At 63.4% G+C, this 15,369-nt stretch carries 9 protein-coding genes, 1 pseudogene and 3 riboswitches; of the genes and pseudogenes, 5 read left to right on the top strand and 5 right to left on the bottom strand.

Annotated features, from left to right (window positions below; translation table 11 throughout):
* Positions 1 to 91 precede the first annotated feature (91 nt).
* From AWC02_RS16535 to AWC02_RS16525, 3 genes and pseudogenes are all read right to left on the bottom strand, one after another.
* A pseudogene (locus AWC02_RS16535) lies at positions 92 to 427 on the bottom strand (ATP-binding cassette domain-containing protein); the annotation flags it as partial.
* A gap of 99 nt (positions 428 to 526) precedes the next feature.
* Complete coding sequence (locus tag AWC02_RS16530) at positions 527 to 3,628, bottom strand: DEAD/DEAH box helicase (RefSeq protein WP_085129797.1); 3,102 nt, start codon at positions 3,626 to 3,628, stop codon at positions 527 to 529.
* Between the two features lie 91 nt (positions 3,629 to 3,719).
* Entirely contained in the window at positions 3,720 to 4,658 is a 939-nt protein-coding gene (locus tag AWC02_RS16525; protein ID WP_336385678.1) for an ARPP-1 family domain-containing protein, read from the bottom strand.
* A gap of 116 nt (positions 4,659 to 4,774) precedes the next feature.
* Here AWC02_RS16525 and AWC02_RS16520 point away from each other — a divergent pair, with 116 nt between their 5' ends.
* A complete protein-coding gene (locus AWC02_RS16520; protein ID WP_085129795.1) occupies positions 4,775 to 5,602 on the top strand; it encodes an A1S_2505 family phage non-structural protein in 828 nt (275 codons plus the stop codon).
* 6 nt (positions 5,603 to 5,608) lie between these two features.
* Here the strand turns inward: AWC02_RS16520 and AWC02_RS16515 are convergent, their stop codons facing one another.
* A complete protein-coding gene (locus tag AWC02_RS16515) occupies positions 5,609 to 5,887 on the bottom strand; it encodes a hypothetical protein (RefSeq protein WP_133055661.1) in 279 nt (92 codons plus the stop codon).
* Between the two features lie 17 nt (positions 5,888 to 5,904).
* Positions 5,905 to 6,016: riboswitch (SAM riboswitch) on the bottom strand.
* A 327-nt stretch (positions 6,017 to 6,343) separates the two neighbouring features.
* Here AWC02_RS16515 and AWC02_RS16510 point away from each other — a divergent pair.
* A complete protein-coding gene (locus AWC02_RS16510) occupies positions 6,344 to 7,354 on the top strand; it encodes a hypothetical protein (RefSeq protein WP_085129793.1) in 1,011 nt (336 codons plus the stop codon).
* Positions 7,355 to 7,544: 190 nt separating this feature from the next.
* Here AWC02_RS16510 and AWC02_RS16505 read toward each other — a convergent pair whose 3' ends face one another.
* On the bottom strand, positions 7,545 to 8,525 hold the full coding sequence (locus AWC02_RS16505; protein ID WP_085129792.1) for a metallophosphoesterase: 981 nt from the start codon (positions 8,523 to 8,525) through the stop codon (positions 7,545 to 7,547).
* A 619-nt stretch (positions 8,526 to 9,144) separates the two neighbouring features.
* A riboswitch (SAM riboswitch) is annotated at positions 9,145 to 9,256 on the bottom strand.
* A 455-nt stretch (positions 9,257 to 9,711) separates the two neighbouring features.
* Positions 9,712 to 9,823: riboswitch (SAM riboswitch) on the top strand.
* A 216-nt stretch (positions 9,824 to 10,039) separates the two neighbouring features.
* On the opposite strand from AWC02_RS16505, the gene AWC02_RS16500 reads away from it, so the two are divergent.
* From AWC02_RS16500 to AWC02_RS21705, 3 genes are all read left to right on the top strand, one after another.
* Positions 10,040 to 10,771, top strand: a complete 732-nt coding sequence (locus AWC02_RS16500) for a hypothetical protein (RefSeq protein ID WP_085129799.1) — start codon at positions 10,040 to 10,042, stop codon at positions 10,769 to 10,771.
* 69 nt (positions 10,772 to 10,840) lie between these two features.
* Complete coding sequence (locus AWC02_RS16495; protein WP_085129798.1) at positions 10,841 to 14,203, top strand: TM0106 family RecB-like putative nuclease; 3,363 nt, start codon at positions 10,841 to 10,843, stop codon at positions 14,201 to 14,203.
* 572 nt (positions 14,204 to 14,775) lie between these two features.
* Positions 14,776 to 15,300: a hypothetical protein gene (locus AWC02_RS21705; RefSeq protein WP_133055660.1), complete on the top strand. Its 525-nt coding sequence runs from the start codon at positions 14,776 to 14,778 to the stop codon at positions 15,298 to 15,300.
* The last annotated feature ends 69 nt before the right edge of the window (positions 15,301 to 15,369 follow it).

The raw sequence follows: 15,369 nt of genomic DNA, 5'->3' as shown, positions 1-15,369 counted from the left end.
TCGTGAAGACGGGGCCAGATCAGACCGTCACAACAGCACACCCGCGACCACACAGGTGGAGCCACTTCAAACCGTCCGCCCGGGGCCAAGTCAGGCTGTCACAGCCAGCCGCGGCCGCGGCGTCCATGGCCTGCGCCGCCTGTGCGCAGCCGGTCCGGCGGGCGATGTAGGCGGCGAAGTTCTCGCCTGCCACCCGCTCGTGCTCCTGCGGCAACCAACCGACGAACGCATCGGCCGGGGCGAGGTTGACCGCACCCTCGAGCGGCTGCAGATTGCCAGCGAGGATCCGCAGCAGGGTGCTCTTGCCGGCGCCGTTGGCACCCACCACACCGATGACGTCACCTGGGGCCACGGCCAGGTCAACGCCCTCGAACAGCTTGCGGTGCGCGAAGCCGGTGACATTCTTCGCGACGGGCGTTGCGGTCATCGGTACATGGTCGCAGGGTCCGGACGTGGCACGGAGGGCTGGCGGCGCTCAGGAATGCGCTGCTTGTAGCGCTGAATCCGACCGTGCGGCATACCTCGCCTACGCCACCGCCACGCTCGATGCCTGGAACACCTCGGTCGGCATGGCTAGGTGCAGCCGCCAGGTGATCGCCATCGGCTTGTCCCCCTCGTGCGAGACATAGTCGGCCGGACCCAGGAAAACATAGGGCGCCGCACCGAGCGCGTTAGTTCTGGCGGCGCGGACGAACAACAGGATGTGCGAGCCGTTTTCGCGGTGGCGAATGTAGCGCCGCCCGGTCGGCGAGGCCGCCGAGGTGGTGGATTGCGACTCCCAGTGGAACAGTCGGTCACTGATCGCAAAGTCGCGGTACATGGTGGTAGGCGAGTAGTCGGTCTCGGACTTTTTCAGCGTGATCAGGAACGCGTCAGTGTTGAGCTCCGAGCTCCACACGACGCCCTCGCGCATGGTGCTCGGGGTGCGGTTCTGCGCGGCGTAGTCCAGAGCGGCCAGGATCTCTTCGCGCGAGTACGTCGCGTGTACCTGCAAAGGAACCTCAGCCAAGGACGGGATCAGGCCCCCCAAGTCATAGGTGGTGCGCCGAGCGGTATCGAAGGCGAGATCGATGACCTGCCGCATCTCGTCGAGAATGGGCTCGCCGACCAGCGCATCTAGTCCGGCTGCAACATCAGGGAATCCGCCGCCGTTCGGGAACAGCGAGTAGAACAGCATCGCGGCCAGCCGCCGTTCGATGGGGCCACTCAAATCGACGGTCCCGTCGAGGATGCCCCGATAAGCCTGCCAGCGCAGTCGGTCGTCAGCATGCGCGAGGGCACGGACGCGTTTGACCAAATCTGCCTCGCGCGGCCCCGCATCGGAGGTCAGCTTGCCCGCCTCGCGGCACAGGGTGGTCCAGGATCGGTTGTTCTTCAACAGGTCAGGAAGGTCGCGGCCATAGGCGTCGAGATACCCCGCCAGCCGGTCATCGGGGTGTGCTCGCACCTCGGAGACCAGCGCCGCCCAGCGAGGCGCCACCTGCTGTCTGATGTTTTCCAGCACTAGTTTCTGTGCGACGCGGTCGAGCACGATCTGACTGCCAGAAGGCAGGAATGGAAAGCCCTGCTCCACCTGGTGCTGCAGCGCTTTGCCGCCCGACCCGGTCAGCGCCCGGAAACGCTGATCAAAGCGGAACTCGCGGCGCTGGTGCCCGACGAAGTCCAGCGCGGTCAGCACGGTCTTGCCGTGTGTGAGCCGCAGTCCGCGACCCAGTTGCTGCAGGAAGACAGTGGCGCTCTCGGTGGGGCGCAAGAACAACACAGTGTCGACCTCGGGGATGTCCAAGCCCTCGTTGAATAGGTCGACGGCGAAGAGAATATTGACGTCACGACTACGTAGCGCAGCTAGAGCGGCGCGGCGGTCATCGGCGGTTGTCTCGGCCGAGACAGCCAGGGCGGGGACGCCGGCGTCGTTGAAGCACTGAGCCATGTAGCGGGCATGGTCGACGCTGACGCAGAATCCCAAGGCACGCATCGCCGCAACATCGGCAACCTTGTCGTGCAGTTGCTTGAGCACGATGCGGGTGCGGGCGTCGTTGCCGGTATAGACCCCGCTCAGGGCGGCGAGGTCGTAGCCGCCACGCTTCCATTTCACGGATTCCAGGTCGGTACCGTCGTGGATGCCGAAGTAGTGAAACGGGCAGAGCAGGTTCTGTTCCAGGGCTTCCCACAGCCGCAGTTCGGCTGCGACACGACCGTCGAAGAAGGCCCGCACATCCACTCCGTCTGCACGTTCCGGGGTGGCGGTCAAGCCCAGCAGCTCCATCGGCTGCACGTGGTCGAGCAGTCGACGATACGACGCTGCTTCAGCGTGGTGGAATTCGTCGACCACGACGACGTCGAACTGAGCGGGATCGATGTCCGCCAGCCGACTGGCCGATAGCGATTGGATACTGGCGAAAACGTGGCGCCACTTAGCCGGCTGCTGCCCGTCGACCAACAGTTCCCCGAAGGTGGCGTCGGTGAGGACTTCCCGGTACGTGCGTTGGGCCTGACCGAGGATTTCCTTGCGGTGTGCGACGAACAGCAGGGTTAGGTCGCGGCCGTGGATGTCGCGGGCCAGCCGGCGGTAGTCTAGGGCAGCCATGACGGTCTTCCCGGTGCCGGTGGCGGCAACGATCAGGTTGCGGTGTCGATCATGCAGGGTGCGTTCGGCGTCGAGCTGTTCGAGCATTTCGGCTTGAAAGGGTTTGGGTCGCACTTCCAAGCCGGACAGGATGACTGCCATCGGGTCGCGGGTGCGGGTGCCCGAAGCAGTCTGCAGGGCTTCGCGCAACTGCTCGCCGTTCTCGGCTGGGTTGTAGAGCTCAAATTCCCGGCTCTCCCAGTAGGAGTCGAAGGTAGCTCGGAACTTCTCCAGCAGGTGCGGGGTAGCGATCGCCGATAGCCGCACGTTCCACTCCAGTCCGTCGACCAGGGCGGCGTGCGACAGGTTGCTTGATCCAACGTAGGCAGTGTGAAAGCCAGTGTTGCGCCGCAGCAGCCACGCTTTGGCATGCAGGCGGGTCTGATTGGTGTCGTAGTTGATCCGAACCTCGGCGCCGTACTCATCGACTAGGGCGTCCAGGGCCCGGGCGTCAGTAGCACCGAGATATGTGGTGGTGATGACGCGCAGCGGGATGTTGCGCTCTCGTAGCTCGGCAAGCTCCGTTTCAAGCAGACGCAGCCCTTGCCATTTGACGAACGCACACAGGAGATCCACCTGGTCGGCGCTGGCCAGCTCAGCACGCAACTCGGCGGCCAGGGTGGGCTCGCCACGGCCGTTGGTCATGAGCGCGGCGTCGGAGAACGGTGTTGCCGGGCGCGGGAGTCGGTGGTTGCCCAATCCCCCAGCCTTGCGAACCTCATCGAGACGCGCCACCTTGCCGGGCTCTGCCGCGTGTAGCTCGGCACCGTCTGTGAAAGCCTCGGGTAGCACCGCGAGGATGCGCTGCGCCAGCTCGATGCGGCGTTCACCGCTTCCCGCCGTACGCAACGACCGCTCAATGATCGGCGCCAGGTGCCGGGTGATGGCCAGCGCCTGTTCGGCATCGTCGACCGCGCCGAATTCGGCGCGTAGGTCGTCCCGGTGTTCGAGTTGGGTGTTGAGCCGCTCGGTGAGCAGCGATTCGTAGACGCCGGTATCCATGGCCGGCAGGTTAACTGATGTAACTGACACTGGAGTCGTTCCTCGACGGGATGATCGTGATCGATGGCATCTGGGCGATTTGCGTTGTGGCTCATGCGTCCGCGAGCAGCGGGTGCCCCTGGTCGTAGGCGGCAAGGTGGACGATGCGCCAGAAGTTGCCGTCGATCGATCGGTCCGGTTCCGGCAGCGCGATCCCGCTAAGGTGCAGCGAGCGCTGGTCGGCCGTCAGGTTCACCGTGGCCGGCGAGTAACCGGCCACCTTGACGTGCGCACACTCCACGCTGACGGCGAAGTCACGGGCCCGCTGACCGGAAGTCCCGGCCTCTGGAGCACCGTCGGCGTCGAAGCGGGCCGCCTCAAGGATGCCGGTCCAGCGTGTGGCGAGCGCTGTGGGCGTTGCCAACAGCTCCATACCGAGCACCCGGCCGCCGATACCGACGATTACACCGCGCTGGCCTGCCAGCGGCTTGGCCGGAAGCGGCCGCTCGCTGCGCTGGCTGCGTTCTCGGGCAACGCGGTCGAGGTGGTCGGCGAAGGAGTGAGAAGCCGTCCGCACGGTTGTTTCGTAGCGGGAGGTGATCCCGTGCCAGACCGCGTGCTGGGCGTCCTCGCCTTGGCGATAGGCGCGGTCTCGGGCGGCCCGAAGTGAGGTCGAGACGCGGCGGCCGCCGGCGCGGTGGCCGCGGTTGCCGCCTTGCTCCCACCGGCCTTGCTCTACGCAGAGCGCCGCAAGATTGGCGGCTTGGCGCGGGGCGAGGACGGTCGAGCGGGCAATCATCCTTGTCTGCCAACCACCTTCGAGCAGGTCGCCTTCGAGCAGAATCACCGGCTTGTCGCCGGCATTAACCGCGGCCAAGGAGTTCACCCGCCCACCACCGTCGTGCTCGGCGATGTCCAGCGTTCCCAGGTCCCACTCAAGACCGGTGGCGGCGCCGCCGTCGGCCCACACAGGAAAGAGGGTCAAGGCGCCGCACTGGGTGCCCCGGCCCACGTGAAGAAGGGGAAGGGAGGGGTTGCGTGTTGTGGACATAACGACTCCTATGCTGTTGGCATTATCCACCTGGTGCGCACAGCATAGCCGAAGCCGCGCCGCAATCTGCATACCTACCCTTTTGCCACTGGCATAACTGTTGGTAGTTTGGCGGCATGACGGACCAGCTCCGGCCAGAAAACCCCCGCAGAGGGGGGACCTCTCCCCGCAGGGGTGACGCGGGCGTTGGCGAAAGGATCAGGCGCCGGCGCGAAGAACTCGGCATGGACCGCCACGCGCTTGCCGACGCGGCGGGCATCTCCTACCCCTACATTTCGCAGCTCGAGACCGGATACCGAAACGCCTCTCATCCCACGCAGCTCGCCATCGCCACCTCACTCGGCGTAGGCCTCGATGACCTCTTCGCCACCGAGGAGCTGCGTGACTCGCTACCGACCAGCAAACCGGATGCGGGACGCGACTCCCCGGCCGCGACTCCCAACCTGCCCTCGTCAGCGCGGCCGACACTGAGCGAGGTCGTCACCGTCGCCGTGAACGCGATCGAGTACCTGCCGCGCAGCGTGCGCCTGGATGCGCTCAGTCAGATCCAGCGCCGCGTCATGGACTCCCTGACCAGCAGCCGCATCGAGCGGCTGGCGCCCAACGAGGTGTTCGTCTTCGGGTCCAATGCGCACGGATTTCATGACGGCGGGGCCGCCCGCGACGCATTCCAGAAGTTCGGGGCCGTCTGGGGCGAGGGCCACGGCCACCACGGTCAGTCTTATGCCATCGACACCATGAGCGGGTTCCCTACCCTAGCCTCCGAAGTGGACACGTTCCTGGACTATGCGCGCGCCCATCCCGAGTTGCGCTTCCAGGTCACACCGATTGGCACCGGCATCGCCGGCTACCGTTTCGACCAGATAGCACCGCTGTTTGCCGACAGCCCTGAGAACGTGGTGCTACCTGTGGAATTCAGTACCTGGTTGGACGAGCAGACCTGACGTTTGTCAGGGATTCAGCGGCGGGTTCGACGGGAACACGCTGGAGCGCTTGGAACTTGAGCGGCTGCTCGGCCTCGCCACTGATGCGCAGCGGCGGCGCAGCCGCTCCGGATCGTCGTTCCATAGCAGGAACTTCAGGTCCTTGCCGTCGAGGCTGATACGGCCGGCGTTGCACACGACAACGCCTTCCATTTTGGCACTAGGCCGAGCGGGCTGATGCAACTTGTTCAGCTGAACCAGTTTGGGCGCTTGCAGCATTTGCAGCATTTGGCGTACTCCCGACATGTCAGGCCTCCTCGTCGGAGGCGCTCTTGCCCATACCGGCTGGTTCGGGCCGCGTCCTCATCCGAGCCACCCACGAGCATGGGGTTGGCGTGCCGTCCAGTCGGAGCTTGGCGACGGCATCTCCTGACGCACCGCTAGTATAACCGGCTACACCGACACATCGTCGCAGGCGCGCCGCCCTTACCTCTCGCAGACCGCTTCACCAAAAGCTCTGCTGGTCAATCGATTCCCGGCGGTAACAAGACCGTCGCGACCGAACCCTTAACCGTATCCTCGTTCTGGTCAGCGCTCAGCGTCACGTTGCCTCAGGTCAATTCGAAAGTCGAGATGCCCGGTCATGTGGGCTGCGAACGACATCAGCACCGCCAACCAGCTGACAACGCCGAAAAGGCCCACGCAGTGTTGGCGCCCTGGCATATAACTGACCCAGCAGGTAATCGAGAAGGGATACGTAGGGTGACTGACATCGGATTAGAGCTGCTGGATCACCTCTACGACCAGTTGATGATCGACGAGCAGTGGTCGGTGCGCCGGGAACGCGGCTTCACCTGGTGGGGTTACCGGCTAGCTCAGCACGTCGAGGTGAGTCCACCGATCCGTTCCCACGATCTGGATGTGCACATCGTGCGGATCTGGACCGACGTTGCCCGCGAGGTGGACACGTCGACCGACGCCGCTCGGCTGTTGGGCCCGCTGAACATGCAGGCGACAATGAGTGCCCTGGTTTTCGACCCCGACAACGCCACCATCAGCGAGTGCTGCACAGCAGTGGTGCACCGGGAAAACATCGCCTGGCTGTGGAAGATCCTGATGACTGCCGCGGTGTTGCAGAACGCCACCGCACACTCGCACGCCCACTCGATCGCCCGAGGGTGCAACGGCGAACCAGCCGCCTCGAATCACCCGGTCAGTGGGGAGCGCCCCGAGCTCGATGACATGCTGAACGTACCTGAGCAGGTGATCATTCCGCTCGGGTCCGAGCCGTCCCGATTCACCGGTCCCCTCGCTGAAGGCTTGGGCAAGTGCGCTGTCGAGATGGGCTGGTTCGGTAGCGCTGATGAGACCGGAATTACCTGCGAGGTGCCCTACACCGCTAACTCGCCGGCCTTCCTGCAGGATCCGGAGTCTCCGGGCACCAATCACCTCACCGCTCTGGTACGCATCTTCACCGACCAGCCACATCCACGCTTCGGCAACGGCGCCCTGACACTGATGCAGCTTCCAGTCGCGACGGACGAGGGACAGGCAGCGGAGTTGGCCAACCATCTCAACACGGTGGAATCGCGAGGCGACTTGAGCGCACCGTTGCTGGGAGCCTGGTGCGCTGACCAAAGTCGCGACGGTGGTAGGGGGCTGGCATTCTGCAGCTTCCTGCCCAACGCCCTGGCCCGGCCTGGCCTGTTGGAGAACCAGCTCATGTATCAGGCTGCACGCGCCCAGTTTGCGCTTCGGCAACTGCGGAAATGATTGTCTCGGACGGCCACCGGGATGACAACGTACTCGGCGGGACATCCGATGACAGATCCGCTACCAAGCGAACATCTGCTGGCCCCGTTGAAGATCACCATCTAGCTGGTTTCCGCCCACTAGTTATTGCGGTGCATCGAGGCCAATGCCGGAACCCTGCCGAGACCGAAGGTCGCCCCGCGTATCGATGTCACCGAATCTGCACGAAATTCCCATCCCGGATCACGTCCTCCCCCGACCATCGATAGGCGGTCAGCGCCCCGCCCTTCACTGCACTGAAGTCCACGCAGGCTGTGCGTGCGGTGAAGTCCTCGCCGGGTGTCGGCGAATTCTGCCGCCAGTAGTGGCCGTAGAACACCGGGGCCCTGCCGGTGTAGGCGACAGAACGGTCTGCGGGTGGCAACTCCTTGTCCGGCAGTTGCGGGTAGGGCTGGCCTTCCACGGTGGTCCAGCTGCCACTGATCACAGCGACATCGCGCAGCGTGCGCGCCTCACTGTTCCACCATCGGATGCGGGCCTGCTTTCGCGTGTGGCCATCCGTGTCCACGTATTCGGGCTGGCCGTGTTTGAGCAGATTGATCTCCGGACCTTTGAGCAGGTTTTCAATCGCGTCGTAAAGCTCATGTGTCTGGTCGTGTGCGTCCACCAGATGACGCGGGTCTGCAAACGGGGCATTGGACTTGCAGTGTTCTTGCACCACCGCCATCGACGCCTCATGCCAGCAGGCGTGAACGACGCGCAGACCGTCGAGATCCAGCCACAACGGCAGCGAGGCGAACCATTCGAGGTAGTGGCGCTGTTGGTCGTCGGTGAGCTGGTCTAGGAACTCCTGGTGCTGCTTGGTGTGCTTCGCGTTGCGGCGTCGCAGGTATTCCCCGCTGCCGGCAGGGTGTTCGTGGTGGTAGCCCAGCGCGTTGAACTCATGGTTACCCATCACGATCCGAGCACTGCCCTGATCGACCATGGCTTTGACCACCTGTAGAACCCGCAACTGGCCGGGACCACGATCAATCAGGTCGCCGACGAACACCGCCTGCCGGGTCGGGTGGCGGTACTCCCCTGCACCGACGGCTATCTCGTAGCCAAGCTTCACCAGCAACGCCTCCAACTCGTCGGCGCAACCGTGGACGTCACCGATGATGTCGTATCCCGCTGCCACCGAGTCAGCCATCTGCAGTTCTCCTATCTCTCTTTCCGGTTCGATTATTTCAACGAGCACTGACAGGTCTCGTTCGCTTGCCGAGCGAAGCAATGTGATTCATGGTGGAACACGATTTGGGCACCGCTATATGGATCACTACCGTCCGATTCTTCGGCGATCGTGTTGTAGTTCCGGCAGCGCTGCTCGATGTTCTCGGCCAGCCGATGCCGCGGCACTGTGTAGCCGTGGCTACCCCGAACCTCCCGCTCGATGCTCTAGCGGACTGTTTCGCTCCTTCGCCGCCAGATCGGCGGGACACAAGGCGAAGCGTCGGCCGGGCCGCCTACGCACAACATCCCGCCCACAATCGGGCTCAGCACGTGAAATCTAGGACGCCACAACGCCTCGATTCCGACGGGCGGCAGCGCGTCGACACTGTGGTGCCACAGCGTGACCGTCAGATCTCGCCCTTCGAGGTCGATCTGACCATCACCGCGTACTGCAACGACTCTCACCGCAATGACGGGTTGGCCCGGTTCCCGGGCCTTCTTCCCCTGGATCCAGTGGATCAGGTGACCCGGACGATACAATCCGCAGGTTTGATGGGATGACATGGCAGCACTCCCGAGTTGTCGGGCCCCTGCCGACAGGGGCGCTCTTGCCGGCACCGGTCGGTGCGGGCCGCGTCGTCATCCGAGCCACCCACGAGCGTGGGGTTGGCGTGCCGTCCAGTCGGAGCTTGGCGACGGCATCTCATGACGCACTGTCAGGGTACCAGCGAGCACTGACAGGACAGACGGTGCTGCCGCGTAACTCCCGTCCTCCTGTTCGGCTCCGAGTGTCTGCCGATCGCTCACGGAAACCATTTCGTGGCAGCACCGTTCCGGTTCCTATGCGCTAAAGCAGTTGCGCTTTAGGGCTATACACGTAGGCAGGGAGTGGTCGTGAATCCGGACTGACGGTCGGGCAGCCCGGCCAAGATGCGCGCAGGCGATTGTCGCGCCATGCAGCTGGCTGCTCGGTCAACCGGCCCGGGCGACGCAGTGACGTTCACCCGTTCGATATCGGCAACTCGGGGACTGTCACCGCCCAGTGTCTTAGCGCCGTTCGTTGGGCCATTGCGAACAGCTGATAGCCCCGAGCGGACGCCACCCGAACGAACGGCGAGGTACGCGCCACCGAAAGTTGTCGGCGCCCCTCGGTACCCTGATATCAGCTTCAAGAGATGCCGTCGCCAAGCTCCGACTGGGCGGCACGCCAACCCCACGCTCGTGGGTGGCTCGGATGACGAAGTGGCCGGCACAACCCGTGCACGGCAAGAGCTGTTCTGGATGTGAGACGGTCTCATGGTTCTTACTGCCGTACAACGTGATCGAGATCGTGGTGCATTGTTGGCCACGGCCGCCGGTGACGCCTTGGGTGCCGGCTACGAATTCGACGGTCCCCGCGGCCCGAACGAGCTAGACATCTCCGATCCCCCGTCGCCTTACGTCTCAGCGCCTGAGAATCGTCGACCGCTACACAATGGAAAGGAACCGCACCCAATGAGTGACGAAGGCTGGGACTTCCCGGCAATCAGCTACCTATGGGATCCACGGATGGGAGCGATCAACGCCGGCGCCGACAAACTGGACACACTGTCCGCGACCGCACGGCAGCGCAGCGTCACGGCGCTGACCGAACGGGTGGCGGACCAGGTGACCCGACTGGACGACGGGTTGCTGGTCGGTGCGGCCTTCTTCATGGTCGATGACCTGTACAAGTCCTACTTCCACCAGCTCAAGCTGTCAGGCACGACCGTGGAGTACATCCGGGCCACCGCGGGGGTAGTCATGGCAGAACTGGCACGTCGGGACTTCGTAGTGCATTACGTGATCGACAACATGGAGAGCGAAGCCAAAATCGCCGACCGACTGACGGGAGTTCCGCTGCAACTGCGCGCGGCGGGCTTTATGGTGACCGGGCCCCAGATCATGGCACTGGAGCTGATGGTGCGGGCGGACCACCGGCCGCGAGATGTCCGTGCCATTCCGATCTATCGCGACGAAGGCAAAGACCTCGCGGATCGCGTGATTCAAAGTTGCCACCAGGAGCGCCGGCCGTCGGTGTACCTGAATATGGATCTCGACGATGGCGCCCCACCCCTGTCACTCGAAGTCGCGCTGTCCGTAGCGGGTACACCGGGCGCCATCGTGATCTACCGCAACGAAGCCCCGGTGATCGGCTCTAAGGCGCACATCTCACTGCCGCCGGGAGTTAGCCTGCCGCACGGCTGACTCGGCCGTCCCAACAGGCCAGTTGCCGCTAGATTTCGCTCATACAACAATACGTTGGAGGACTACCCGGTGAGTGACGCTGTATCTACTGGCCAGTTGCTGACGCCGTCCAAGATCACCGCGTGGCTGGACTGTGCGCACTATCTGACGCTGCGCAACCTGGTCGACAACCGAACACTCCCGCAGCCGCAATCGACGTTTGGGGAGTTCGCGAAGCTGCTGCTTGAAAAGGGACAGCAGCATGAAAGGCAATGCCTCGACGAGTACGAGGCCAACGGTAAATCGATTCTGCGGGTGCCCGACCGGCTCAAGGGCGAGACGTTCGAGTCCTGGGTGATCCGCGTCGGTGACCGCCTCGGCGAGGGCTACGACGTGATCTATCAGATGCCGTTGATTCATGATGGGGTTCGCGGTATCGCCGATTTCCTGGTGCGAACCGATGCCGGCGGCTACGAGCCGGTGGACGCCAAACTTGCCCGCGCCGAGGCCAAGCCCGGGCATGTGCTGCAGTTGTGCTTCTACGCTGATGCATTGGAGGCGCTCACCGGGGAGCGCCCCGAGCGCATGCACCTGTGGTTGGGTTCGGGAAAACCGGAGACGCTTCGGGTCGACGACTTCAGCCCATATTGGCGACGGCTACGAGGGCAGCTGACAAGGACCTTGCTAGCCGGCCCGGAGACCGGCACCGCTCCCCGCCCCTGCACGCACTGTGGCTTCTGCGAATTCCGAGCGCTCTGCGACGAGCAGTGGCATGCGGCGGGTGCACTCAGTTTGGTGGCCGGAATCCGCCAGCCGGAAGCCGCGGCCCTGGAGGCAGCCGGAATCACGGACATGACCGAGCTGGCTCAGACCCAGCCGACCGCGGTGCGGATCGGCCCGCGTCGGCTGGACCGGCTGGCCACACAGGCGCGGCTACAGATACAAGCAGCACTGTTGTCGTCCGAGGACGACGTACCACCGTTCCAGTTCATCGAACCCGGCGAAGATCCCGTGTGGGGCCACGGATTCGAAGAACTACCTCGCCCGGACGACGGTGACGTGTTTCTTGACTTCGAAGGGCATCCTTTCTGGCGTGTCGAGACGGGACTGTTCTTCTTGTTCGGCCTACTGGAACGCGACACCAATGGACAGTGGCGATACCGCACATGGTGGGCGCATGACCTTGCCGCGGAAGCCGAGGCGGTATCGAAACTTGTGGACTACCTTGCGCAGCGGCGTTCGACCTTCCCCGGGATGCACGTCTACCACTACAACCACACCGAACGATCAGCTCTGGTGGCCCTCACCGAGACGCATAACGTCGCCCAGCGCACATTGAGCGAACTGATCGAGACTGGTTTGTTTGTCGACCTTCTCCTGGTGGCCCGCAACAGCATCCAGGTCGGTACTGAATCCTACGGGCTGAAAGCCCTGGAGCGGCTCACCGATTATGAACGTAGCCACGACATCGACAAAGGCGCCGGCGCGGTACTGCAGTACGAGCGGTTCCTGGAGGACAGGGACGAGAGCCGCTTGGACAGCATTGCCGTCTACAACGAAGACGACGTCCGGGCGACGATGGCGCTACGGGATTGGCTGGTGCAGCACCGACCGGCTGAGCTGGCGTGGCGAGAGAGCATCTTCGAACCCGACCCCCGACTGCCGGAGCTTGACGAGCACGTGGAGCAGTTGCACGCGTTTCCTACCAATGATCCTCGCTACCTACTCGGTGATCTGCTGGGATATTGGCGCCGGGAATGGCTTGCCTATATCGGACCGAAAATGGCCAAGCTGCAAGGTGACACCACCGCGCTGCATGACGACCCGGAGGCTTTGACAGAGCTGCAATGCGTCGGTGCGGTCGAGCGACTGGGCAAGAGAGGCACACCAATCACACCTGCCATGCGTTTTTCCTTCCCCCCGCAATCGCTCGAGCGGTTCCCCTACGACGGCGGCAGTGTCATGTTGGTCGATGCTGAAGACCAACGGCACTATTCGAGTTTCGAAAACTTTGAACGCAGTACGCGCACCTTGGACCTGGTGTGGAATACGGCACTGCAAGAGGTCGGCACGCTTCCCAGCGTGGTGCTGTTGCACGACTGGGTCGAGCCATGGCCAAAACCCCAAACGCTGTCGGATTTTGCCACGCAGCTCCTCGTGGGTGACGAGACCAACGCGGTGACGATGGCGCTGCTGCGCAGAGACTTGCCACGTTTCACCACACGCGGCGTGTTCACCGACGATCTCGCCGACATGACTCGCTGGGTGACCAGCCTGGACAACAGCTACGCCGCGATCCAGGGTCCGCCCGGTACAGGGAAGACCTACAGCGCAGCACATCTCATCCATGCGCTGATTCTGGCGGGCAGACGCGTCGGGGTCACCGCAACTACGCACCACGCTATCGATAACGTATTGGGGAAGGTGGTGCAGCTATTCCGGGACAACGGCGCCACGGCGAAGCTCAACGCGGTGAAGAAGCCGAAGACGGGTTCGACATGGGTACCCGCCGGCACCGTACCCGGCAATAATGCCAAGTGCGCACGGCCCGAGTTCAATCTCGTCGCCGGCACAACGTGGTTGTTCGCTTCGCAGGAGATGCGCGCATCCCCCGTCGATATATTGCTGGTCGACGAAGCCGGGCAACTGTCGCTGGCCGATGCCCTCGCTGCGTCGTTGGCAGCCCGCAATGTCGTCCTGTTGGGAGATCCACTGCAGCTGCCGCAGGTCGCCCAGGCCAGCCACCCCAACAACAGTGGACGCAGCGTTCTGGAGCACATCCTCGGCAAGGAAGAAACGATGCCCCACGACCGTGGTGTCTTCCTGTCGAAGACCTTCCGCATGCATCCCGACATCTGCCGCTTCATCTCTGATGAGATCTATGCTGGCCGACTCACTCACGATGTCAGCTGCGAGCGGCAGACCACAGCGGCTGGGACAGGCCTGCGCTGGTTAAAAGCCCAACATCATGGCAACAGCACATCTTCGTCGGAAGAAGCCGAGCTGATCGCGGCCGAGATCGCTCAACTGGTCGGCACCATCTGGACCAATCAGGAAGGCGATAACAACCCTCTGACGGTCGCGGATTTCATGGTGGTCGCCCCTTTCAACGATCAGGTGCGGATGATCCGGGACCGGCTCAACGCTGACACGTCGACCCGTGGCATAGCGGTGGGCACCGTGGATAAGTTCCAGGGCCGCGAAGTGGCGGTGGTCTTCTTCTCCATGACGACATCGACAGGTGAGGACATATCCCGTGGCGCCGACTTCTTGTTGTCCCGCAACCGACTCAACGTTGCGATCAGCCGGGCCCGATGCCTGGCGTACCTTGTGTGCACTGAGGAGTTACTCAATACCCGAGCGCGCAATGTGGTGGACATGCGCTTGATCGCGACGCTGAATGCGGTGGTGGAGTATGTCGAACGGGGTCCTGGCACCAGCGCTAGTACATAAGTCCGGTGTCAGGCGCTGGCCGCGTCCCCACCAGCAGGTTCCCTCCCCGACGGAACCCCGACGAACACGCCTGCTGCACCGCGCCGCCTTGGTAGGCGTTCAGGTGGCAGAAACCACGCAACTGACGCCAGGCGTTTATGAGGCGAGCGCCGACGGCTTGGATCAGGCACACGGCGCACATTCGGTTGTGCTGGGCAGCGCTGAGCGAGTGGATGGCCGAAACGATCTAGTTCGCGGACTGCGACGCCGGAGCCGACAGAGCGCATGCTAGTCACCACGCTGGAATGGCCGCTGAATCTTCAGAACTATCCGCATAGCCCATTTCACAAGGCGCTAACTGACGTGCCGGCTGAGCAGGAGGCGCAGGTGCGGCACATGACTGGGACGGCCGAAATCAGTCCTGAGAGTGTCTTGACGTTAGAAAGTTTGACCGCGTCAACAATGGTGGTCGTTGTCACCCTGGAATGCCGACGCGATGCATCGCATGATCCCTCTCAGTCGGGGCTGTGCGCGAGTCCCGGGCGATTCCAAACCCACTCAACCCGGTCACCACATATGGCACGCTTTGGCGGGTGGACACCGAGACTCTCTACGAGATCGCCCGCTATCGCGAATTTGAACGGCCAGATGACCTAATCGACCGTATCCAGCTTCTCCGTGAACCCGGCGGCCCCCTTAGCGTGCGGTACGCCGACGGACGCGACATACCTTGCGCCGAAGATGACCCCCTGGCGGTCATCGCGTCCAACCAGGACTTGCACACTGTCCGTCCTCATGAGCTAACCCATATCCAAAGCACGAAGGATTTACGTGCCGACCTGCCCCTGGTGTTGCGGGCACTCGACAAGGAGGTACACGGCGAAGAATACGAAGTGTTCGTCGACTATGAATTCTGGGGCGTGATAGGTGCCGCCGACCGGATGTGGGTATTGCCCTCCGACTGCTACGAGCCGGATTTCGTCGACGAATGGGCGCGAATCTCCTTCATCGAGACTGGCAGCAGGACCTCCGGACTCGACACGGGATACCTGGGCATGATCACCCCGACCTTGGTCGCCGACTTCTGCAACCTCGACGGCGAAGACGCACTGAGGTGAGCCCCTCGTAGTGGTCCAGTTGTTGTGCGACTCTGATGCCCGGTGTTCGGGCAGGAAGAATCAGCAACG

This window comes from Mycolicibacter engbaekii (genome assembly GCF_002101585.1).
GTDB lineage: Bacteria > Actinomycetota > Actinomycetes > Mycobacteriales > Mycobacteriaceae > Mycobacterium > Mycobacterium engbaekii.
The sequence above is the reverse complement of the archived record's forward strand: the minus strand, read 5'-3'. Positions and strand labels throughout refer to the sequence as shown.

What these genes read in the sequence shown, in the direction of transcription:
- AWC02_RS16530 (WP_085129797.1), bottom strand. Translation starts at nt 3,628, where the DNA reads ATGGATACCGGCGTCTACGAATCGCTGCTCACCGAGCGGCTCAACACC.
- AWC02_RS16520 (WP_085129795.1), top strand. Translation starts at nt 4,775, where the DNA reads ATGACGGACCAGCTCCGGCCAGAAAACCCCCGCAGAGGGGGGACCTCT.
- AWC02_RS16505 (WP_085129792.1), bottom strand. Translation starts at nt 8,525, where the DNA reads ATGGCTGACTCGGTGGCAGCGGGATACGACATCATCGGTGACGTCCAC.
- AWC02_RS16525 (WP_336385678.1), bottom strand. Translation starts at nt 4,658, where the DNA reads ATGTCCACAACACGCAACCCCTCCCTTCCCCTTCTTCACGTGGGCCGG.
- AWC02_RS16515 (WP_133055661.1), bottom strand. Translation starts at nt 5,887, where the DNA reads ATGTCGGGAGTACGCCAAATGCTGCAAATGCTGCAAGCGCCCAAACTG.
- AWC02_RS16500 (WP_085129799.1), top strand. Translation starts at nt 10,040, where the DNA reads ATGAGTGACGAAGGCTGGGACTTCCCGGCAATCAGCTACCTATGGGAT.